Source organism: Neobacillus sp. BF23-41, assembly GCF_041106275.1.
On the sequence record NZ_JBGBPR010000007.1, the window covers coordinates 91,857 to 115,273 of the forward strand.

A 23,417-nucleotide genomic window follows, 5' to 3' on the forward strand; every position below is an offset into this window, starting at 1 on the left:
TTATTCCTCTCCTTCATTAATAAATGCTTGGTACGCATCTTCATTTAAAAGTGATTCCAATTCATCAGGATTGGACATTTCCACTTCTACTAACCAACCTGCTTCAAATGGATGTTCGTTAATCGTCTCAGGAGCATCTCCTAACTCTTCGTTTACAGTAACAACCGTACCTGATACAGGAGAGTATAGGTCAGAAACTGCTTTTACTGATTCGATGGTACCCATTGAATCATTCGCTGTTACTTCATCATCCACTTCTAAGGTTTCAACAAAGACAATATCTCCTAATTGCTTTTGTGCAAAATCAGAGATTCCAATACGTACCCGATTTCCGTCTAATTGTAATACCCACTCATGTTCTTTGCTATATAGTAAATTTGCTGTCGCTTTAGTCATTGTTTCTCTTCCTTCCGATTGTAAATTCAAGTTTGATCCTTCAGATCTTGATTTCATGTAAGTTTACGTAATAGTCGGCCTGCCTATCATCTTTATACAAGTTAACCAGAGAACTCTATCACTCTATTAACTCTTTTTATAGAAAGGTGTTTTAACAACAACGGCATCAATCTGCTTATTTCGGATTTCCACTTTTAATGGTGTCCCCACTTCTGCATGTTCTGCGGATATTAGTGCAAGGCCTATGCTTTTCTTTAAAGATGGTGATTGGGTTCCCGATGTAACAACACCAATTGCCTCTCCACCTTCCGAAACTACTTGATAACCGTGGCGTGGAATCCCCCGGCCTGTTACCTCAATTCCTACTAATCTTCGTTTTAATCCGGCCTCTTTTTGTGCTAATAGTGCGGATTTACCGATAAAATCACTTTCTTTTTTCGTTTTTACGGCAAAGCCGATTCCTGCTTCAAGAGGACTAATATCACTTAATAACTCTTGACCATAAAGTGCAAGACGTGCTTCTAAACGAAGCGTGTCACGTGCACCGAGGCCACATGGCTTTAAGCCATCCTCCCTTCCTACTTCTAAAAGCTTTACCCAAAGTGCTTCGACTTGTTCAGCGGCTAAATAAAGCTCAAAACCATCTTCTCCTGTATAACCTGTACGAGATACGAGCACATCTGTAATTCCGTCCAGGTTGACATGTTGAGCAAATTTAAATGAGCCAATTTCTGATAGATCTGTTTCCGTTAACTTTTGTAAAACACCTTCAGCCTTTGGACCTTGGATGGCAAGCTGAGCTACTGTCTTCGAAATATTTTGGAGCGTCACATCTCCTTTTACATGCTGCTTCATCCATTCATAATCTTTCTCAATGTTTGAGGCATTAATGACGAGTAAATATTTTTCATCTGCTAATTTGTACACTAATAAATCATCGACTGTCCCGCCGTCTGGATAGCACATTGCTGTATACTGCGCTTGATCGATACTAAGCTTTGTTACATCGTTAGTGACAAGGTAGTTAATGTAACTCTCTGCATCTTTGCCTTCAACAAGCACTTCACCCATATGTGAGACATCAAAAAGACCTGCTTTTGATCGAACCGCCTCATGCTCATCTAAAATGCTGGAAAACTGTACTGGCAATGCCCAGCCTCCAAAATCAATGACCTTCGCACCTGATTTTCCATAAACTTCAAAAAGCGGTGTTTGCTTTAATGCTGTTTCTGTCCCCATTGATAGACCCCCTACCTAAGATTTCCGACAAAATAGTCGTTCCTTTACCTGTTTACCTGTTTCTGTTATTGCTAGACCTCCAAGCGCAGTTTCCCTAAGTGTCCGAGGCATATCTTTTCCGACCCTATACATCGCTTCAATCACTTCATCACACGGAATGCGGCTTTCAATCCCCGCAAGAGACATATCAGCCGCTGAAAATGCGATGGAGGTTCCAATCACATTTCGCTTTATGCAAGGCACTTCAACAAGACCCGCGACTGGATCACAAACTAAACCCAAGAGTGACTTCATGGCAATGGCCGTCGCATTTACTGCTTGCTGTGGCGTGCCCCCTTTTAACTCAACGATTGTTCCTGCTGCCATGGCTGTTGCGGATCCTACCTCTGCTTGGCAGCCTCCAGCCGCCCCCGAAATGAACGAACGGTTTGCAATGACAAACCCAAGCATACTTGCCGTAAACAATCCCATGACTAAATCTTTATAGGGTGTGCCATCATTTTTATGAAGCGAAAACAATATTCCCGGCAAAATACCGGCTGCTCCTGCAGTTGGCGTGGCCACAATAACCCCCATCCGTGCATTGCTTTCTGAAGTTGCCAATGAAAAGCTCATTGCATTGCTTACATATTTTCCTGAAAGCGATTTACCTTCATGTACATAATCATACATTTTCACGGCATCCCCGCCAGAAATTCCACTCGGTGCAGTCGAAGCATCTTTTATACCGCTATCAACGGCCTCTTTCATTTTGATCAATCGCTCTTCCATCATGCTAATAATGGTTTCTTTGTCTCTTCCTGATTTTTCTGTTTCCATCATCAACATGATTTCACCAATGGTTTTTTGTTCTCTTTCACAAGCTTCAATCAGCTCTTTCATCGACCGAATCTCCATCATATTGCCTCCACAAGTACTTTCTCTCTTGGTTGATAATAACTAGCAAGGGCTGAAAAGTCATCGCCTGCGCTTAAACGAATATCTACCTTCGCCTCGTTAATCATAAAGATCTTGGATAAGCCCCCACCAAGTGATGCACCGCCAACCTTTACAACACGATCACCGTGTTTCACTGTCACGATTGTTGTATTTGGATGGTCATAATGGTCACAGATATCTCCAAATTCGAAATGGTACTGCATGCCAACCTCTTTTGCCCACTCCAATGAATGTTTAATGCGTATATCATCGGTATCCATCCCAATCAATCCGCCAAGAAGTGCTTTATCTGTTCCATGTCCTTGATAGGTTTCAGCAAAGGAATCATAAAATACAATCTTGGCCTCTTGTGGACAATCTCCTAACAGTTCATAAATAAATTTCCCGATAGATACGACACCTGCTGTATGAGAACTCGACGGTCCCACCATAATAGGGCCTATAATGTCAAAACAACTCTGAAATTCCATCCTCATACCCCCTCTTATACTGTGATTGCCTGTTGAAATAACGGATAGACTCCACAAATTGCTTTGGTTGTTTCTTTTGCTTTTTCAAGAACGGCTTTGTCCCCATTGCTCTTCAAAACAGATGCGATTACTTCCCCGATTTTCACCATTTCATCCTGTTTCATACCTCGAGTCGTTAAAGCCGCCGTCCCCATGCGAATACCACTCGTAACAAAAGGCTTTTGTGGATCAAATGGAATGGTATTTTTATTTACAGTAATGCCAGCTTCTTCTAATAATTTTTCTGCTTCTTTTCCAGTTAAATTCCACGGACGTAAATCTAAAAGGACGATATGATTATCCGTTCCACCAGAAACAAGGGCTGCACCTTCATTTTTTAATGTTTTGCCTAGTGTGTCGGCATTTAGAATGATTTGTTTCGCATATTCCTTAAAGCTTGGCTGCAATGCTTCATTGAATGCAACCGCCTTAGCTGCAATAATATGCATTAACGGGCCGCCTTGAATCCCTGGGAACACCGATTTATTAATGGCTTTTATCATCTCATCATCATTTGTTAAAATAATGCCGCCGCGCGGTCCTCGCAACGTTTTATGCGTAGTGCTCGTTACAACATCTGCGTATGGAACCGGCGATGGATGAAGACCTGCTGCAACAAGTCCTGCAATATGCGCCATATCTACCATGAATTTTGCGCCAACTTGATCTGCAATTTGTCTAAACCGTGCAAAATCAATCGTTCTAGTGTAAGCACTTGTACCAGCAATGATCAATTTCGGTTTTTCTTTTTTCGCGATCGCTTCCAGTTCATCATAATCAATCAATTGAGTATCTTCTCTCACACCATAGGACACTACCTCAAACCATTTTCCTGAAACACTGACAGGACTTCCGTGCGTTAAGTGCCCGCCATGAGAGAGGTTCATCCCCATCACTTTATCACCAGGTTGAAGCAGTGCGAAAAATACAGCAAAATTTGCTTGTGCACCTGAGTGAGGCTGAACATTGGCATATCTAGCACCAAACAACTGAGTTAGTCGGTCAATTGCAATTTGTTCTGCCACATCGACAAATTCACATCCGCCATAGTAACGCTTCCCTGGATAGCCTTCTGCATATTTGTTCGTCATCACACTTCCCATTGCTTCTAAAACATCTGAGCTTACGAAGTTTTCAGATGCGATCAACTCCAATGTTTGATGCTGACGATGTTGCTCTTTCCTAATTGCTTCAAAAATAGTTGAATCATTTTGTTGTAAACTCAAACCGTTTCCCCTCGATTCGTTGTATTAGCTACCTCTATCTGTGTTTAACCTCAGATTTTATCTGTTTATTCCCAAGATAAAGTCTGAAGCGAAACCATATTTTTTTGCACGCAAAAAAGGACAGAAAAGGGTAGCACATGGCTTTCTTCTACCCTTCTCTGTCCTTTTACCTGAGAGTTTAAGTTCGATTAAGAACCTTCCCCTTTGGTGGCGTAAACTGTCTACGCGCTCTCCAGAGTTGCGTCCAATTGTGGTTCCATCTACCTGAGAGATTTGTTCCAAGGGTCTTTTTGGAACTTGCTCCTTCGGTGGCGTGTAAACTTGCACTCTCCCACAACCATCTTCCGCATATTCATTTTTATTATTTTCAGAATAATAGTTAATGGAATCTAAGTCAAGCTTTTTTGAAAGCGGAAACAATAATTATTAATAAATGTTATTTTTTTGGGTTGCCGCTTAATTTTCTGCTACTTTTTGTTGATTCTCCTGATCCGCATAATTCTCCTGATCCGCATAATCCGCCTTCTTTATCAACATCTTATAAATCGCAATCAGCATGATAAACCAGACAGGTGTTACAAACAAAGCAACACGAGTGTCTTCCGCAAGTGCTAGTACGACAAGGACGAACGCTAGGAAGACAAGGATTAAGTAATTGGAAAATGGATAAAGCGGCAATTTAAATTTGTTCACTTTCGCTAGATCTGGTCTGGTTTTGCGGTATTTCAAATGGCTGACGACAGTAATACCCCAAATAAAGATGAAACATACTGTAGAAATACTTGTAATCAGCGTAAATACTCCTTCTGGCATTACATAGTTCAACACAACGGCAATTAAAATAACAACAGTGGAGAAGAACAATGCATTGGAAGGTACTTGACGAGAAGTAAGTTTTGCAAATGGTACTGGTGCATTTTTATCTCTGGCAAGTGAGTATACCATCCGGCTTGTACTGAAAATGGCGCTGTTACATGCCGAGGCTGCAGAGGTTAGAACGACAAAATTGACGATACCAGCAGCTGCAGCGATACCAACCGCCACGAATACTTGAACGAATGGGCTTTTCGCTGGATTGATGGCGTTCCACGGATAAATACTCATAATGACAATAAGGGCGCCAATGTAGAAAATTAATACCCGAATAGGAATATTATTGATGGCCTTTGGGATAACTTTTTCCGGGTCTTCTGTTTCACCTGCAGTAAGTCCTACAAGTTCAATGCCAACAAACGCAAACACGACCATCTGGAATGAGAGGATAAAGCCATTTATGCCATTTGGGAACATGCCGCCGTGGCTCCATAGATTTGTGAAACTGGATGCGCCTGAATTTGTGGAAAAGCCTTTAATAATCATGAAAATTCCGATAACAATTAATGCAAGAATCGCAATAACTTTAATTAATGCGAACCAGAATTCCATTTCGCCAAAAAGCTTTACAGTTGCAAGGTTCATGATTAGCAAAACGACTAATGCAATTAATCCTGGCATCCACTGTGGTACATTTGGAAACCAAAACTGAGTATAGAGACCAACTGCTGTTAAATCGGCCATTGCAATTGAAATCCAGCAAAACCAGTAGGTCCAGCCTGTAATAAATGCTGCCATATTACCTAAATAGTCTCTTACAAAGTCAACAAAAGAATGGTATTTCAAATTAGATAAAAGCAGTTCACCAAGGGCGCGCATGATTAAAAAGCAAATGACCCCTGTAATCAAGTAAGCAAATAAAATCGATGGTCCTGCTAAATGAATTGATTTTCCTGCTCCAAGAAATAATCCTGTTCCGATAGCACCCCCAATAGCGATAAGTTGAACGTGCCTGTTTTTTAAACCTCTTGACAATGTTTGTTCCTGCATATGAATTCCCTCTCTCTACTTTTCAAGGATGTTTGCAGTTTTTTTGATGGCTTTAAATAATATGTAATATCAATAATTGCAAATTGATCCCAATGAAAGTTTAATATTTATTTAGTCAATTCGGCATAAATAAGCGCTTACATTTTTCTAAGAAATAAATATTCAACAGGTCAATCATGATGCGCCTCTCCAATTATTCGTTTTGACTTTAACTCCTCCTTTTTTTGTTTATTACTATTTTTCTCCACACAAAAAAGGACAGAGAAAAATAGGCGTTCCCCATTTTCCTCTGTCCTTTTACCTGAGAGTATAACTCCTTTGGTGGCACATGGCGCTCTCCAGAGACGCGTCCTATTGTAGTCCTTTTACCTGAGAGATTGAGCCCAATTTTTGGGACTTGCTCCTTCGGTGCTAAACAATGTGTTTAGTCTCTCCCACAATACTCATCCGCAATTATGAATATAATTAAATCCTAATCTATCGAATGAATGATGTCAAATGAATTTTCTGAATTTAATTATTATTATAATTTTTTAGAAATACAGAGGGCATTGTTAACAGAAACTTTTCCATTACTTTTTAACAGTGAATGGTGCCTGTTGATTGAGCCATTATTTATCACCATATTGGATGGTCCTGGCAATGTCTTCCCTTCAGTTCCGCTTTACTGCAAGCACGATTGTTTTGGAAAGCAACTTGTTATTCGGTTCATCTTGTAGGAGTATATTTTGGAAAAAGCATATATCTTCACATTGATGACAATCGACACATTTATATGGTTGAAGTGGGATGGTTATGGAGCCATCCTTTTCCTCCTTCGATAATGCATTCGTCGGACAAAGGGTTGTACAGGCTCCGCAAAAATTACAATCTGGTAAAATAGTCGGAAGCCGATAATCTTTCCGTTTTTTTAACCATTCACTTTTCTGTATTTCCTCTAAAATTAGTTTTCGTTTATTCATATATGGAAAAGCTGATTCATTGATCACCCTTTCCACAATACTATTGGATACTGCAGTCATTTCTTTTTTCACTTTAAAAAGGGGATCATCCTGCAGCTTTTCCCAGTACGATTGAACTTCTGAACCGCCTAAACACTTCCAGAATTGCAAGCTTATTCGTTGCTTTGATTTCACTAAATAATGACGTAAAGAATGCTCGCCGTTTAAGATCATACTGAGGTTGTTGTTTAGATTTTTGAATCCTCGCAGTGATCAAAAACTTATTCCCTGACATTGCTTCTCCTGCACCCAACTCTTTCCTCCATACCTCTTCCCCCTGTGATACTTCACAATGGTGGCAACTCTCATCAGGGTGATAGACAAAAAGATTATCACACACCCTGCTTATCGCCACCCATACCTCCCTTGGAATCATGCCTAAGCAAGGAATGGAGACCGAAGAAATCTCTGAATGGGCATTAGACATCCTCTTACAGTGCAGGTACACTGTTTAGTAATCTCCCAAACTCGATAATAAAAGGGTTTAGCAAAGGTCTTTTTTCCCCCTGTTTCTTCGTCTTCTTTCTCTTTCCAAAGCCAGTAGACAATGATATGAGAATTTTTCAGTTCCTCTTTTTTAATTCGTTCACCCGCTTCTAAAATCTGTTTTTTGGAAGCATATTCCCCTGGCTCCACTAGGAAAATGTTGATTCCCCGGTATGGTTTTTGTGTTTTCCAATTGATCGCATTTGAATTGGTCCATGGCTGGCGCCACGGTACAACGCCCTTTTCTAATTTTCCGATGATTTTTTCTGTAATGATTTCATACACGCTTTTTGTCATCTTGTTTTTCCTCCTTTGATTTGCTATTGATTTTAGATTTTTGATGTTTGGTCTAATGATTTTCTTTTCCATTTTGATTTGCGATGCGAGTAAGTTCCCCAAAGGGGGATGATTTTCCCCTTTTGCAAGTAGAACGAAAAACACGCATAGGCAATGGGTCAAGGGTGCTCTTCGCACAAAAAGTTTTTTGCTGTTGTGATAACGCCTTTAAGCAAAAAAGTTTTTTGCCCCTTGACCGATTGACTAGCCTTCTTAGCTTCTAGCCGGAAAGGTTCGGGTGTCCTGCCGGCTGGAAGCTTAGAAGGCTTGCGTTGTTTTACGATTCGGAAGGCAAAAGGGAAAAATAAACAAGAAAAGCAGCCGTTTCGGCTGCTCTCCTTTTGTCATTTATTCTCTTGATCTTTTAATCTTTTGATTTTCCGGTTTTCCGATTTTCGGCTCGTTCGGTATGGCGGTGTAAGCCGTAAATGGAACAGGAACCAACGGAATGTAGGCGTAAGCCGTACAGACCGTGGTTATCGGTCCATTTAATGCCGAAGCGACACGTACGGACTGACAGAAAGGGTTTTATCCTTTCTGTTCAGTCCGTAGTGCTGCTGCCCAAAGTCGTTCTGTATGCTTCTAACCTTAAGATTATATTTTCCATTGCTATCATATTTAAATACCATAATACGCATTAATAGGAAGCTCGCTTTCTCCTAAAAGTCTTTTTTATTCGTATATTACATTGAATGGTTTTCATCATGGACAAAACAGGCTCCTTCCTCTTTGAAGATATATATGATGAACTTTGAATCCCACTAGAAATTCAAGAGGCTAGTTTTTAGTATCATTATCTTTGCACCGGAACCTTCCTTTATTCAAATGTTCCCTTCATTATTGGAACTTTGTTTTCTACCATAAGCTTACCTTTTGCAATGACACTGTGAATGTCCAACGTTTCTTTTTCCAACAATACTATATCAGCATCCTTCCCGGTTTGGATGCTGCCTTTACTTGAAAGCTTTAGCACATGTGCAGGATTCGTGGTGATGACCTCCAATGCCGTTTCCAGCGGGATGTCATCCTCTAAAACAGAATCGCGCACTTCGTGATATAGAGATGATACTTTTCCGACTTGAAGGCCTACGCACTCCCCATTGCTGTCAAAGCAGGGAAGGCTGGCCTGCCCGTCTGAAGAGAAGGTGATGCGTCCAATTGGAACCCCTTCTTTAAGCATCATACTTAATGCCTTGCTACACTTCACTTCGCCTTCTTCCAAAAACTGAGGAATGGTACTTGTGGTAAAGTCTACGTATCCTCCTCGTTTCGCATAATCAATACCTGCCCTGAATAATTCTTCATTTCGGTTGATATGTGTAGGATGGAGCTGCCGAATCGGAATGTTGGTTTTTTCTGCAATTTCATGCAGTAATGAAAGCTTTTCATCTCCGTCCCCTACATGAACTTCTAATATGCCAGCTTTTCCTGACAGGATACCGCCATTGCGTGCCGCAGCGGCGACTTTAGCCAGTTCCTCAAATGTGGGTTCTGATGATCTATGGTCGGAGATTGCAATCTCTCCAACACCGATAATTTTGTCGATTAAAATAATATCGTCTTCGATTTTTCCCGTCAGTGTTTTTACTGGCACTTGATAGGAGCCTGTATGAATGAAGCAGGAAACACCCTCTTCTTCAAGCGCCCGCGCCTTGGCAAGTAGACTTTCCATTTTACGAGTTGTCCCGTCCGTACCAAGCAAGCCGACTAGTGTTGTAATACCTGCAGTTGTAATATCAGTGAGCATCAGCTCGGGAGTGCGGGTTTTGAATCCGCCCTCGCCGCCTCCACCAATAATATGGACATGTGAATCTATAAATCCCGGAACAACCAAAAGATTTGCCGCATCAATGATTTGAATAGGAGCAAAGTGGTCAGGAATCGCGATTCTGTCATCTATGAATGCGATTTTATCGTCTGCAATTAATATGTCTTTCCGTCCTAGGTAATTGGGTGCGTATACTTCGCCATTTTTGATTAAGGTAAGCAATTCGTTTTTCCTCCTGTCAATACTTTTTGTCATCTATTAGAATGGACCATATCCGATGAAGTGAGCTGTGATAACAGCTATTAATCCGATGAGATATTGAATGAGCACCAGCGGCAGAATCCACTTCGCCCACTTTGTCCAAGGAATGCCTGCAATTGCCAAGCTCGCCATTAAGGTGGTAGCGGTCGGGAAAATCATATTTCCAATACCATCCGCGAATGAAAATGATAATACTGCTGTTTGGCGTGTAATGTGCAATAAATCTGCAAGCGGCGCCATTATAGGCATTGTCAGCATCGCATGACCGCTGCCGGAAGCTAGAACAAAATGTATAAGAGCTTGGAAGCTGTACATACCGGCGACACTTAAATAACTTGGAAAATTCTGGATGGATTCGGATACTTGATGCAGGAGAGGGTCAACGATATGTCCCTCATTCAATATAACAAGAATGGCGCGTGATACGCCGATTATTAAAGCTCCGCTAATCAAGGAAGCAGAGCCTTTGGTAAAGGAGTTGACAATATGATCTGCTGACAGTTTTCCGATGATTCCAATTACGATTGTTAATATAACGAATAAGGCTGCAATTTCTGTAATGTACCATTGGAACTTGATGACACCAAACGCCAAGACGATGTAGTTAATTAAAAAAGCACCCAGGATAAGCTTATGTCTAGTTGTTAACTTCGCACTTGATTGCAGTAGATGGCTTGCTTCTTCTTTTGTATATTTTCCGTAGATGCCTATAGAAGGATTGTTCTTTACCTTCATTGCGTGACGATAGACAAATAAAACAGAAACAAGATAGACGATAACAAATAAAACAAGGCGGTACCCCATCCCTGAGAACATCGGTAATTCTGCGACCCCTTGGGCGATTCCTACTGTGAAGGGATTCATTATGGCAGTCGTAAACCCTGACAATGCTCCTACTATGACGATGGCAGTTCCTGTAATTGTATCAAATCCCAGTGCCAACGCTAGCGGAATAACAAGAGGAACATAGGCCAGCGTTTCTTCCGCCATCCCCATTAAGGAACCACCTGCGGCGAAAACCAGCATCACGACAGGAATTAAAAGCTTTTCACGCGTCGACAACTTTCGAGCCATTGTGGCGATCAGCCCGTCAACCGTACCGGTTGCTCTTAAAACACCGAAAAATCCTCCAATAATTAATAAGAAAAAGATAATATTGCCGGCATCTACCATTCCTGTATGAACAGCTTTTATCATATCGAACAATCCGACCGGTGCCGATTTTATCCATTTAAAAGAATTGGGGTCTACAGTTGTCCGTCCATCCGCATCAATTCGTGTATATTCTCCTGCCGGCAAAATATAAGTTAATAGAGTTGATATTGCTAGAATGGCGAATAGCAATACAAAAATATTGATTTTTCTCTCTTTTTTTCCAAGCGAAACAACCTTTTCTTGTAGCTGGCTCATGTATGTCTCTCCTTTGTATTTAATATAAATGGATAAAACTAAAACGCTTACAAAATAAACACCTCATATAGACTATCTTCTTTTTTTCTCGTATTCTGCTGTTTCCCTCCTTTTCTAATCCTCGAGGCATTCATTGATTTAAACATGCAAGAACTGTGCCAAAATGGGTATATTGATGTATAAGTAAATTTTTATGGTTAGATTAGATTTTTGGGTTTTTATCGGTCTTTTTTGGTGATATAATAGAACCAATTTAAAGGCGAGTAGGTGTTTTTATGTCAAAATCCTCACTTACACTTATAGCGGGAAGTGCAAAAACAAGGCAAGCCTTGCAGGAACAAATGGAACAATTAATTGGAGACTATATTCATATTAGAAGCCATGCTGTGGATGATGGATTACCGCAGTATCTAGAAGATACAATTATCTTGTATTCATCAGATATTGCTTATAATAGAACAAACTGTATTTCTAACGTGAATGCCAATAAAATAATTGTAGGAAAGAGAACAGTTCATCATGATCATATTGACAAACTTTTAAGAATACCAGAAGGTTCAGCAGTTCTGCTGGTGAATGATGATGATGATACAACTACCATGCTTATTGAATCCTTATATCAACTTGGTATCAATCATGTTCAATTTATCCCTTTTCGGAAAGGTAACTTGTTTTATGAGAATGTTGAAATTGCCGTTTCACCAGGAGAAACACATCTTTGTCCCTCTTATATAAAAGAAGTAATTGACATAGGTGTGCGTCTTTTTGATATGACAACAATTCTGGAAGTTGTAGAATGCTGCGGTTTGAACAAGGATATATCCTCGAAGATTTCAGAAAGATATATTAGCAATATTATTGAATTACAACGTAAACTGCTATATGCAGAGCGTGATGCGAGGCAAATGAGCGAACACATCCAAAATGTGGTAGGAACTATCGATGATGGAATATTGGTAGTCAACCAGGAAGGTCGGATTACAGTATTCAATCATCGGCTTGCTGCATTGTTTCATGTTGTAGCGCAAAATACAGTTAATAAGGATATAGAACATGTGATAAATTGCCGGGATATCACCGATTTCATCATGAACGGTAAGGATGAAAGCAAGTTCTTTGACATAGATGGCGTAGGTGTCGTAATTTTTCGAGTGCAAATGATGAAAGAAAATACAATTATCGCAACTTTCAAGAGTGTGCATCAAGCTTTTGAAATTGAAAAGACAGCGCAAAGAGAAATGCGTAATAAAGGATTTCATACAAAATACGGATTTGATGATATTATCGGCGAGCATGATGTAATGAAAGATCGGAAGAGGATCGCCAAGAAACTTGCCTTGTCGGAGCATCCGATTTTAATTCAGGGAGAGACAGGAACAGGAAAAGAACTGTTTGCGCATGCGATTCATGAGCATTCATTGCGGAAAAACGGGCCGTTTCTGGCTGTAAACTGCAGCGCATTAACAGAAAGCCTGCTTGAAAGCGAATTGTTCGGCTACGAAGAAGGGACATTTACAGGAGCACAAAGGGGAGGCAAGAAAGGTTTGTTTGAATTGGCGGACAACGGGACTATCTTTTTAGATGAAATTGGTGACATAAGTCTTACAGTTCAATCACATTTGCTGCGCGTTCTACAGGAGGGGGAAATTCGCAGAATCGGTGGTGGAAGAATTATACCTATTAATGTTCGAGTGATTACCGCAACGAATAAAGATCTTCAAGGGAAGATACGGGACAGTTCATTCAGATCAGACTTATTTTACCGGCTGAATGTACTTAATCTCCGCATTCCACCACTCATTGAGAGAAGAACGGATATTCCACTTTTGATTAAACATTTCATCACAAAGAGCGGGAAGTGGGTAAAGACTGAACAAGACGTTCTGGAGTATTTCATGCAATATGAATGGCCTGGAAATATACGAGAACTAAAAAGCACAATTGATTACATGTTGACGGTTTGTGAAGGAAATGTCGTGACGAAAAGAGATCTTCCATCCATGTTGGGACAAGCGAAAGACGGCGTAATGTCCGAATATTCTACATGTGAAAATATGCTGGAAATGAAGGAGCGCGCTTTCATCTTAGAAGTAATCAAGCAATGCAACGAAAAGGGAAAAGTGGCAAGCAGAGAGTTGATTTCAAGTCAAAGCAAAGAAACAGACTTTGTCTTGTCCCCTCAGCAGATTCGCCTCCGCTTGGATATTTTAGAAAGTGAAGGATTTGTCGTCAAAGGCAGAGGACGGGGCGGCACGAAGATAACCGTTGCCGGAATAGAGTATTTATATTTTCTTAAGTCAAAGCGTGCAGTGTATTCTTAAAGCAATCATTCCTGCATTTTACTTTTGAATGAAAATGATATAATTAGCCACTACTAATAGGGGTAGTTCGCACATTTGAACGTTTTTGTACGTTAAAGAAATCTTAAAACTTAATATAGGGATCCCGCCATCGCCATCAAGCTAAGTTTAATTGAGGATAATTATTTAGCAAAGTTTAGGAGACGAAACGGAAATTTTCCAATATTAAAAGCCCAATTTCTCAGTGTTATAAACGAGAAATTGAGCTTTTTTCACTTCACAATCGCTCCCTTTAGTGCATTATGCCTTGTTCAACAATCTGGCCCTTCACATTTAGAAAGACGCTATCCTTATTCTAGATAAGCGCCCTGATTATGTATCCAATTGAGTCAAGAAGTTCAACTTGTGTCCCAAATAGGGACTAGCAACAACCTTGGAATCCCCAAGTAGTAGGAGTACAGCAACATTTATACAACCTATATCTTCTTATTCACCAGTGAATTCACAACATTAATAAATAATTAAGTACTAAACGCCTTTAATCTAGTTAAGGCGTTTATTACTCCTCTTCAGCGATTTCTTCAATTCACTTACAGAAGTAATAATAATGAGGATTTGGAGGTCTCTAAATTACATACATGTACATGGATTATAGCGCTATCTTCTAATGCCGCCTCTGTGAAAACCGGCATTTTTGGTCAGACAATTTTAAGAAGATAATTCAACATATCGGAAAACTTCTTCCTTTGGAATAATTCTATACTAGAAAGAAGATGGCAAACTGTTTCTGATACCCTCTATAAAGGCTTAAGCAGCCTTTTCACTTTCAAAGTTTACTTCTTCTTCCCCATGTCGTGGGTCCCCTTGTTGAACTAAATTCATCCTCCCTTTGTTAATTTGTTTCCTTTTTATAAAAGCGCCTACAAAATTTTCTTCAACATGTTTAGGAATATCAATATTTTAGGCAGTTAATTTTATTAACCTAAATAACTCCATAAGCGCCCTCAGTTAAAACACAATTTTTGTGCCAAATAAAAATTAATAAAAATCTTCAGACAACAGTACGTATGGTGCTTACATAATAATGACACATTTTACAGAGATGTACCGTCCTGAGAATTAGGCTTCCTGGTATTAATTAACAATACTTGCTCTAATAATAGAAACCTCTTTTTTAATTTTATTACAAAACTTAATACTCATTTCTTCAGATAAATTCTCCCTCATAATAATCAATGTATCACCTTTTTCGAAAAATAAAGACTCTTCTTTATCTATTTCAACTTTTACCATTCCTTCAACACAATAAAAAACCTCGGTCGTTCCTGTCGCATCCACCATTAAATCCTGAATATCCTTATTAAACTGAATGCAGGTAAGCCCTCCATCGCACCCCTCTGATAACATTAAATTAAAATCCTTAACCATACCTTTGCTTCTTGTTGTCCATCCACCATCAAAGCGATCTTGCTCAAAAGGCTTCAAAACCACCGAATGTTTTCCTTCATGCTCAAGATACATTTCACCATCAATTATCATTATTACTCTTTGGATACCTGGTAGATGCGTAAATAGGGATTCTTCTACTTCGACATCAGCAGTACTAATGCGCCATTGGAAATTCCGTTTACTATAATCCGCATCTTCAGGATAAATGGCCAGTTGTGTTGTTTTTCCACCGGACCATAAATTCGTAGGTTGTTCATTTTTTTTTGCAAATTTTATTGAATAAGTCATATTTCCACTCCACATATCTACCAATTTAATTAAGTCGAAGGTACCTGGAACCTATCTTCTTTGTTCGCTGAGGATGGAATTGAATCTGCACTTGCCGAGTGTGCCAAAGTTTTGTTTTCTGATACAAGAGATACAGCTGCATGATGATAGCCCCTGATTGCAAGCCTTGCTCGGCTTAAAATTGGCGGTAAATCATTTACTGTGGATTGATTAACCGTTCAATCCTTCTTTCAGATATATCGGCCATTTCCGCAACTGCAATTTTCATAAAATCCATTGCAAAAGCAATTGGCTGGCCATGGAAGTTGCCCCCAGAGATTACTTTCTCCCCATCATCAAAAATTATTGGATTATCCGTTGCAGCATTTATCTCGTTTCTAATTTTTCTTTTACATAATCGAGTGCTTGCCATGTGGCACTGTGAACTTGCGGGATGCACCGGAGTGAATAAGTATCCTGTTCCAAGCCTGGCGCTCCGAAGGAGGCACTGATGGGGAAAAGTGACAGCGGGACACCCACTACTACCACATTAGCGCCCTTGCTTTTTTCCTAATCGCTCTCTTCGTTAAAGTTTGAACCCCCTCATGACTTTTGCCATCTTTACACCAGGTTCCGGCCTTACCCACGTAAAACTTGGAGGATTAATGGTTGGATAAAGAAAGCTCTTCATGTAACTGACTACCCTTGACAACCACAGCACCGTTTTTCACAACAGTATCCACATGATTGACACCATAAGAGTATTGGAGCTTCATATAATTTGGAACATTAAAGATGGTGATATCCCCTTTTTTGCCCACTTCCAAGCTGCCGATTTCTTTGCCGCGATTGATCGCATGCGCCGCATTAATCGTTGTTGCCGTAATAACCTCGGCGGGAGTCATCCCCATTTTCAAACAGCCAAGGCTCATAATAAACGGAAGTGACACTGTCGGCGAGGAACCCGGATTACAATCCGTTGACAAGGCCACAGGTACACCTAAATCAATCATTTTACGGCCATTGGCAGACTCAGCCATTAAAAAGTAAGCTGTTCCTGGAAGTAACACACCTACAACACCTTTTTCCGCCATAGCTTTCATGCCTTTTTCTGATGCCTTTAATAAGTGATCGGCAGATACTGCTCCTACCTCAGCTGCTAATTCTGCACCTTCATATGGTTCAATTTCATCTGCGTGAATTTTTGCAAGTAAACCATGACGCTTACCTGCTTCAAGAATTCTCCGAGATTGTTCAGGAGTAAATACGCCATATTCACAAAAAACATCATTGAATTCCGCAAGCCCAAGTTCAGCTACCTTTGGAATCATTTCATTAATTAATAAATCAACAAATTCTTCCGGATTTTCCTTATATTCTTTTGGTACCGCATGCGCGCCCATAAATGTTGGCACAAGATCAATTACATGTTTTTCATTCAATTCTTTTGCCACTTCAAGCTGCTTTAATTCTGTTTCCCATTCCATCCCGTATCCGCTTTTTGCTTCTACTGTTGTAACGCCGTGACGCAAGAATTGATTTAAGCGCATATAGCTTTCTGCAAAAAGCTGTTCATGGCTGGCTGCCTGAGTTGCTCTTGTTGTAGCATGAATCCCGCCGCCGGCATTCATGATTTCCATATAAGTAGCACCTTGAAGACGCATATTAAATTCGTTTTCACGGCTTCCGGCAAACACAACATGTGTATGTGAATCAACAAGGCCTGGTGTCACTAGTTTGCCGGTTGCATCTACAACCTTTGCTTCTCCCAAACCCGCTGCATACTTTGCCGCTAATTCTGCATCCGTTCCAACCGCTTGAATCACTCCATCTTCAATCCAAACGCTGCCGTTCTCAATTATATTCAGCTCAGACATCGCACCCTTAACAAGGGGAGCTGTTGAGCTCCCCTGTAAAGTAACGAGCTGAGCAGCATTTCTAATAAAAAGTACTTTACTCATTCGTTTCAAATCCTTTCAATCTGGTCTTAGTCTTGCTTTAGCATTGGCATTTTGATGCCTTTTTCTTTTGCAGTCTTAATTGCAATGTCATAACCTGCATCAGCATGACGAACTACACCCATACCAGGGTCAGTTGTTAATACGCGCTCTAAACGTGCTTCCGCTTCTTTCGTACCATCGGCAACGATTACCATACCAGAGTGTTGAGAATATCCCATACCTACTCCGCCACCATGGTGTAAGGAAATCCAGCTTGCGCCGCCTACTGCGTTGATCATAGCATTAAGAATTGGCCAGTCAGAAACTGCATCACTGCCGTCTTTCATGCTTTCTGTTTCACGGTTTGGAGAAGCAACAGAACCAGCGTCTAAGTGGTCACGGCCAATAACGATTGGCGCTGAAACTTCACCTGAAGCAACCATGTCGTTAATGATTTTACCAAAGCGGTCTCTCTCACCATACCCCAACCAGCAAATACGTGCAGGAAGACCTTGGAACGCAATTCTTTCTTGTGCCATACGAACCCATTTGCAAAGATGCTCATCATCTTTATAAACACGAAGTAATGCTTCATCAATTTTGCGGATATCTTCTGGATCTCCAGATAATGCTGCCCAGCGGAAAGGTCCTTTACCTTCACAGAATAATGGACGGATATAAGCAGGAACGAATCCAGGGAAATCAAATGCATTTTCTACGCCTTCGTCTTTTGCTACCTGACGGATATTGTTACCGTAGTCAAATGTAACAGCACCTTTTTGCTGCATGGCTAACATTGCTTTTACATGTGTTGCCATGCTTTGTTTAGAAAGCTTCACATATAATGTTGGATCTTCTTCTCTTAATTTCGCAGCTTCCTCTAATGAATAACCAACTGTTACATATCCGTTAAGTGGGTCATGTGCTGAAGTTTGGTCTGTTAACACATCAGGGTTGAAGCCTTTTTCAATCATTAATGGTAAAATTTCTGCCGCATTGCCAAGAAGTCCGATTGATAGTGCTTTTCCTTCTTTTTTCGCTTCGAACGCTAATTTTAACGCTTCATCAAGATCTTTTGTTTTTACATCAAGGTATCTTGTTTCGATCCGACGGTCAATTCTCCACTCATCTACATCGATGGCAACACATACACCGTCATTCATGGTAACGGCAAGTGGCTGCGCGCCGCCCATTCCGCCAAGACCAGCTGTTAATGTGATGGTGTGTTTTAATGAACCGCCAAACTCTTGACGAGCAAGCTCAGCAAATGTTTCATACGTACCTTGAACAATACCTTGGCTGCCGATGTAGATCCAGCTTCCTGCTGTCATTTGACCGTACATCATCAAGCCTTTTTTATCAAGCTCGTGGAAGTGCTCCCAGTTTGCCCAAGCTGGTACGAGGTTTGAGTTAGCAAGCAATACGCGCGGTGCATCTTTGTGAGATTTCCAAACGACCACTGGCTTGCCTGATTGAACTAAAAGTGTTTCATCATCTTCTAGTTCTAAAAGCGTTTTCACAATTGCATCAAAAGATTCCCAGTTACGAGCTGCTTTTCCAATTCCGCCGTAGACAACAAGATCTTCTGGTCTTTCTGCTACTTCTTGGTCAAGATTGTTATAAAGCATACGAAGTGCAGCCTCTTGTATCCAGCCTTTTGCATGTAATTCAGAGCCTTTATAATTTTTAATGATTCTTTTTTCAGATGTTTTTGTTTCCATTGTTTCCACTCCCTTTGCTTAACTATGACTTAATTATAAAAATATAATCTTCTGAAAAATACAAATGAAACAGTAGAAAACGTATAAATTTTTTTGAAATTGGGGGTGTTCATATAAAATTCAAAAATTTCTGTACCATTCCCAACGAATCATGAACTATATGAATTCCAAGGATATTTCTGTTATTAAATAATAGATCATATATTTAAACCCATCCACGATATTGGGATGCTTCTGCAATTTTTCTTATTCCAACCATATATGCAGCCAAGCGCATATCTACTTTGTATTGTTGGGCCGTGAAGAAAACCTTTTCAAAGGAATCGACAATTTTAGCACGTAACTTTTGGGCTACTTCTTCTTCTGACCAATAAAAACCTTGGTTGTTTTGTACCCATTCAAAATATGAAACAGTTACACCGCCAGAGCTTGCAAGTACGTCCGGTACAAGTAATACGTTACGATTTGTTAATATGTGTGTGGCATCAAGTGTTGTTGGTCCATTCGCGGCTTCAACAATAATTTTAGCCTTAATCTCATTTGCATTCTCGCGTGTAATTTGATTAGAAATCGCTGCAGGAACAAGAATTTCACATTCTTTTTTAAGTAACTCCTGATTCGTAATAACGTTTGTAAATAAATTTGTTACTGTACCAAAACTATCGCGCCGATCAAGTAAATAATCAATATCAAGCCCTTCCGGATCATAAAGCGCACCATATGCATCCGAAATACCAATCACTTTTGCTCCTGCATCTTTCATAAATTTTGCCAGATAACTTCCTGCATTCCCAAACCCTTGGATAATAACGCGTGCACCCTTTATTGGAATCCCTCTTCGTTTTGCTGCCTCTTCGATGCAAATCGTCACTCCTGCAGCCGTTGCCGTTTCACGTCCTTGAGAACCTCCAAGCACAATCGGCTTTCCTGTAATAAATCCTGGTGAATCAAATTCTTGAATTCGGCTATACTCATCCATCATCCATGCCATAATTTGCGGATTTGTATAGACATCTGGTGCAGGAATATCTTTCGTTGGCCCGACAATTTGGCTAATAGCACGCACATATCCTCGACTTAAACGTTCTAATTCAAGAAACGACATGCTACGCGGGTCACATATAATTCCGCCTTTCCCACCACCGTATGGAAGATCAACAATACCGCATTTTAAACTCATCCACATGGACAATGCTTTTACTTCCTCTTCACTTACCTCCGGATGAAAACGTATTCCCCCTTTTGTAGGACCAACAGCGTCGTTATGTTGAGAACGGTATCCAATAAAAATTTTAGTGGAACCGTCATCCATTCGGACGGGGATACGTACCGTGAGGATTCTAAGCGGTTCTTTTAATAACTCATACATTTCCTCGCTATACCCTAATTTTCCAACTGCCTTTTTTATAATAGATTGAGTGGAACTTAATAAACCCAATGTATCACTTTGCGAGCCATCTTGTTTTTGAACTCGTTCGCTATTTATATCAACTGCCACTTTCATTCGATACACCTCTTATATAAGTTGTTTGAATTGATTGTACCAATGTATTATTTAATGCAAAAAAAGGTAATATTTAATGAATTTTTCTAATATCGGATAAACGAATGGAGAGATTTTTTTGCTGTCTGTCTTTTAATAAAAGCGCTTGTTTCTGTATATCAATTAGACATACACGGCCATTGCATGTTAGTAATGAACTATTCTCATAGTAAGTAATTGTAATATATTCTTTTTTTGTTAACTCTTTTAAAAACATCTGTTATACCCTCTCACCGAAGCATAAATAAAAATAATTTGATCCTTTAGGTCTTATAAGTTCTGTAATTTTCAGTAAGAAAATAGTCACCGGAGCAACCCAGACTCCGGAATGACATTAAAAATTTGAACAGGAGGCGAGCTTAGTAACCACTATAGCTATTCCCTCCATTTCCGAAATAGGGATGATTTTGAGAGATGTTGGTCTGAAAACAACTCTATCAACTTGTTTACTGTTCAGAAATTTTCTCTTTATCTAACATGTAAGTTTTTTTCTACAAATGATTTCCAGTCGATTTGATATAACCAGCTTGCTGCCGCCTCAATATCTTTTGAGAACACACGATCTTGCTTAATGCTTGGGATAATCTTTCTTGCTTTCGAATATAAAGCTTTAGTAAATGAAGCCATCTTATCCGTCCCACGGTATTCAACCGCCTGCATCGCACATATCATCTCAATGGCCAGAACTCTTCTTGTATTTTGAATAATTTGATGTGCATGCCTTGAAGCGATTGTTCCCATGCTTACATGGTCTTCTTGATTTGCGGATGATGGGATTGAATCAACACTTGCTGGATGTGCCAACGTTTTGTTTTCTGAAACCAGAGAAGCTGCAACATATTGCATGATCATAGCCCCTGATTGCAAGCCTTGCTCAGGGCTTAAGAATGGCGGTAAATCATTTAACTGTGGATTGATTAATCGTTCAATCCGTCTTTCAGATATATTGGCCATTTCTGCAACAGCAATTTTCATAAAATCCATTGCAAAAGCGATTGGCTGACCATGAAAGTTACCACCGGAAATTACTTTTTCTCCATCATCAAAAATTAATGGATTATCCGTTGCTGCATTCATCTCAATCTCTAATTTTTCTTTTACATAATCAAGTGCCTGCCATGATGCCCCATGTACTTGCGGGATACAACGGAGTGAATAAGCATCCTGTACCCTCAATTCACCTTGCATCGTCGTCAATAAACTATCACTTAAGTAACCGCGGATTCGTGCTGCTACATCAATTTGCTGTTGATAACCTCTAGCGATATGAACTTCTTCTGCAAAGGCATCAATAATTCCAGTTAAACCTTCAATGGTCATAGAGGAAATTAACTCACTTTGGAATGCAAGTTGTTCTGCCTCTAGATAGCCTACAACTCCCATTGCTGTCATTGCTTGGGTTCCATTGATAAGGGCAAGGCCTTCTTTTGCTTCAAGTATTACAGGGAAAATCCCTTCTTGTTGAAAGGCTTCAAGTGAATCAATTCGATTTCCTTTATAAAATACTTCCCCTTCCCCGATAAGCACTAATGCTAAGTGGGAAAGCGGTGCCAAATCTCCACTTGCGCCAAGGGAACCTTGCTGAGGGATCACAGGAATAATATCTTTATTTACTAGGTCTAATAACCTTTCGATAACAAGCGGCCTAATTCCGGAATAGCCTTTTAAAAGTGCGTTAGCGCGAAGAAGAACCATTGCTTTTGAGACAATCTCTGGGAAGGGCTCACCTACTCCGCAAGCATGGGAACGAATTAAATTAAGCTGAAGATCTTGAACATGTTCTTTATTTATAAGGACATCACTAAATTTTCCAAAACCAGTTGTAATCCCATAGACTACTTTTGATTCTGAAACAATTCTTTCAACTGCTTCCCGGCTCTTTCTGGCAGCCTCCAAACTGTTTTCTGAAGCGCTTACCTCCTGATTACCGTATAAAACGTCCTTCATTTGTTTTAGTGTTAAACTTTGACCTGTTAATACAATCATTTCTTACACCCCTTATAATTTTTTTTACAACCAAAAGGGGGCTGTATTGATAGACGTATCCCGTCGTCAATACAGCCCCCTGTTTAACTAATAACTATAGGCTTTTAATTATTTAAATGTGGTTAATACCCAATCCAATCGCTTCATGTTCAAGCCCACGAACCGGTGCTCCAATTGTTCCATACACAGCAACAGCAATCCATTCGCCTTCTGCCTTGCTTTCAAACGGCTGGCCTCGAAGTATTGCAAACCGAAGCCCTGCTGTTCTCAGCATACCGCCAAGCTCTATTTGACCACGTGTTACTCCCTGAAGCGCTTCAATAATCGCATGATACAGCGCATGAATTTCTCGATAAAGATCAGGGTTGACTATTTCTTGCCTTTTCGCTGATGTCTCAATGGCTGCTACGATTTTTTGCAGCTCCATTGATCCGACCTTTCCTTTTCCATAACGCCAATTCATTAGCGCTAACTTACTTGCTAATGAGGCCTCTTCCTCTTCTTCTGCAAACGCGTACATGATTGCCTGTTGCCCGATTCTTCTGTCGAACTCCTTAGACATGCCGTTACCTCTTTTTTAATTTTCTAAATCAACTAATAACTTGGTTCTATCTTAAACGTATTCATATAGTTGAGTCAATATAATTTTTCTCATATTTTATTTATATATTCTTCCAAAAAATAAGGGTTTTACGTTTTTTATAGAAATATCAAATACCAGCAAATAAAAAAATCCATGAACCATGTATGCTACAACCAAACCACCCTGTCGCATGC

At 40.1% G+C, this 23,417-nt stretch carries 19 protein-coding genes, 1 pseudogene and 2 riboswitches; of the genes and pseudogenes, 1 reads left to right on the forward strand and 19 read right to left on the reverse strand.

Annotated features, from left to right (window positions below; translation table 11 throughout):
* The 11 genes from gcvH to AB7942_RS13155 form a co-directional block, all read right to left on the reverse strand.
* Entirely contained in the window at positions 1-396 is a 396-nt protein-coding gene (gene gcvH / locus AB7942_RS13105) for a glycine cleavage system protein GcvH (RefSeq protein ID WP_369447276.1), read from the reverse strand.
* A gap of 126 nt (positions 397-522) precedes the next feature.
* Positions 523-1,635 carry a glycine cleavage system aminomethyltransferase GcvT gene (gcvT, locus tag AB7942_RS13110; RefSeq protein WP_369447178.1) on the reverse strand — a complete coding sequence of 371 codons (1,113 nt, stop codon included), beginning with the start codon at positions 1,633-1,635 and terminating at the stop codon, positions 523-525.
* A 15-nt stretch (positions 1,636-1,650) separates the two neighbouring features.
* On the reverse strand, positions 1,651-2,532 hold the full coding sequence (gene sdaAA, locus AB7942_RS13115; protein WP_369447277.1) for an L-serine ammonia-lyase, iron-sulfur-dependent, subunit alpha: 882 nt from the start codon (positions 2,530-2,532) through the stop codon (positions 1,651-1,653).
* Entirely contained in the window at positions 2,532-3,044 is a 513-nt protein-coding gene (locus AB7942_RS13120) for a serine dehydratase beta chain (protein WP_369447179.1), read from the reverse strand. The genes sdaAA and AB7942_RS13120 overlap by 1 nt, the downstream gene beginning before the upstream one ends.
* Before the next feature lie 14 nt (positions 3,045-3,058).
* Positions 3,059-4,309 carry a serine hydroxymethyltransferase gene (gene glyA, locus AB7942_RS13125; RefSeq protein ID WP_369447180.1) on the reverse strand — a complete coding sequence of 417 codons (1,251 nt, stop codon included), beginning with the start codon at positions 4,307-4,309 and terminating at the stop codon, positions 3,059-3,061.
* 148 nt (positions 4,310-4,457) lie between these two features.
* Positions 4,458-4,555, reverse strand: a riboswitch (glycine riboswitch).
* Positions 4,556-4,765: 210 nt separating this feature from the next.
* Positions 4,766-6,172 carry an amino acid permease gene (locus AB7942_RS13130; RefSeq protein WP_369447181.1) on the reverse strand — a complete coding sequence of 469 codons (1,407 nt, stop codon included), beginning with the start codon at positions 6,170-6,172 and terminating at the stop codon, positions 4,766-4,768.
* 347 nt (positions 6,173-6,519) lie between these two features.
* Positions 6,520-6,619: riboswitch (glycine riboswitch) on the reverse strand.
* Positions 6,620-6,825: 206 nt separating this feature from the next.
* Positions 6,826-7,206, reverse strand: a complete 381-nt coding sequence (locus AB7942_RS13135) for an NADH-quinone oxidoreductase subunit I (RefSeq protein ID WP_369447182.1) — start codon at positions 7,204-7,206, stop codon at positions 6,826-6,828.
* A 13-nt stretch (positions 7,207-7,219) separates the two neighbouring features.
* Complete coding sequence (locus tag AB7942_RS13140; RefSeq protein ID WP_369447183.1) at positions 7,220-7,528, reverse strand: hypothetical protein; 309 nt, start codon at positions 7,526-7,528, stop codon at positions 7,220-7,222.
* A 23-nt stretch (positions 7,529-7,551) separates the two neighbouring features.
* Positions 7,552-7,956: an ArdC-like ssDNA-binding domain-containing protein gene (locus tag AB7942_RS13145; protein ID WP_369447184.1), complete on the reverse strand. Its 405-nt coding sequence runs from the start codon at positions 7,954-7,956 to the stop codon at positions 7,552-7,554.
* Positions 7,957-8,812: 856 nt separating this feature from the next.
* Entirely contained in the window at positions 8,813-9,985 is a 1,173-nt protein-coding gene (gene iadA / locus AB7942_RS13150; RefSeq protein ID WP_369447185.1) for a beta-aspartyl-peptidase, read from the reverse strand.
* 36 nt (positions 9,986-10,021) lie between these two features.
* Positions 10,022-11,434, reverse strand: a complete 1,413-nt coding sequence (locus AB7942_RS13155; RefSeq protein WP_369447186.1) for a YfcC family protein — start codon at positions 11,432-11,434, stop codon at positions 10,022-10,024.
* A 275-nt stretch (positions 11,435-11,709) separates the two neighbouring features.
* Between AB7942_RS13155 and AB7942_RS13160 the strand changes: the two genes are divergently transcribed.
* Positions 11,710-13,755: a sigma-54 interaction domain-containing protein gene (locus AB7942_RS13160; RefSeq protein WP_369447187.1), complete on the forward strand. Its 2,046-nt coding sequence runs from the start codon at positions 11,710-11,712 to the stop codon at positions 13,753-13,755.
* A gap of 1,113 nt (positions 13,756-14,868) precedes the next feature.
* On the opposite strand, the gene AB7942_RS13165 is transcribed toward AB7942_RS13160, so the two are convergent.
* From AB7942_RS13165 to hutP, 8 genes and pseudogenes are all read right to left on the reverse strand, one after another.
* Positions 14,869-15,471: a HutD/Ves family protein gene (locus AB7942_RS13165; RefSeq protein ID WP_369447188.1), complete on the reverse strand. Its 603-nt coding sequence runs from the start codon at positions 15,469-15,471 to the stop codon at positions 14,869-14,871.
* Positions 15,472-15,524: 53 nt separating this feature from the next.
* Positions 15,525-15,930 (reverse strand): annotated as a pseudogene (locus tag AB7942_RS13170) (aromatic amino acid lyase); the annotation flags it as partial.
* Positions 15,931-16,112: 182 nt separating this feature from the next.
* The gene (hutI, locus tag AB7942_RS13175; protein WP_369447189.1) at positions 16,113-17,411 is read right to left on the reverse strand and encodes an imidazolonepropionase; all 1,299 of its coding nucleotides are present in this window, start codon (positions 17,409-17,411) and stop codon (positions 16,113-16,115) included.
* A gap of 26 nt (positions 17,412-17,437) precedes the next feature.
* Positions 17,438-19,111: a urocanate hydratase gene (gene hutU / locus AB7942_RS13180; RefSeq protein WP_369447190.1), complete on the reverse strand. Its 1,674-nt coding sequence runs from the start codon at positions 19,109-19,111 to the stop codon at positions 17,438-17,440.
* Between the two features lie 205 nt (positions 19,112-19,316).
* Positions 19,317-20,615 (reverse strand): Glu/Leu/Phe/Val family dehydrogenase, encoded by a 1,299-nt coding sequence (locus AB7942_RS13185; protein WP_369447191.1) that lies wholly within the window; start codon positions 20,613-20,615, stop codon positions 19,317-19,319.
* A gap of 73 nt (positions 20,616-20,688) precedes the next feature.
* The gene (locus AB7942_RS13190) at positions 20,689-20,871 is read right to left on the reverse strand and encodes a YolD-like family protein (RefSeq protein ID WP_026568610.1); all 183 of its coding nucleotides are present in this window, start codon (positions 20,869-20,871) and stop codon (positions 20,689-20,691) included.
* Between the two features lie 251 nt (positions 20,872-21,122).
* On the reverse strand, positions 21,123-22,640 hold the full coding sequence (hutH, locus tag AB7942_RS13195) for a histidine ammonia-lyase (protein WP_369447192.1): 1,518 nt from the start codon (positions 22,638-22,640) through the stop codon (positions 21,123-21,125).
* Between the two features lie 112 nt (positions 22,641-22,752).
* Positions 22,753-23,202 carry a histidine utilization transcription antiterminator HutP gene (gene hutP / locus AB7942_RS13200; RefSeq protein ID WP_369447193.1) on the reverse strand — a complete coding sequence of 150 codons (450 nt, stop codon included), beginning with the start codon at positions 23,200-23,202 and terminating at the stop codon, positions 22,753-22,755.
* Positions 23,203-23,417 lie beyond the last annotated feature (215 nt).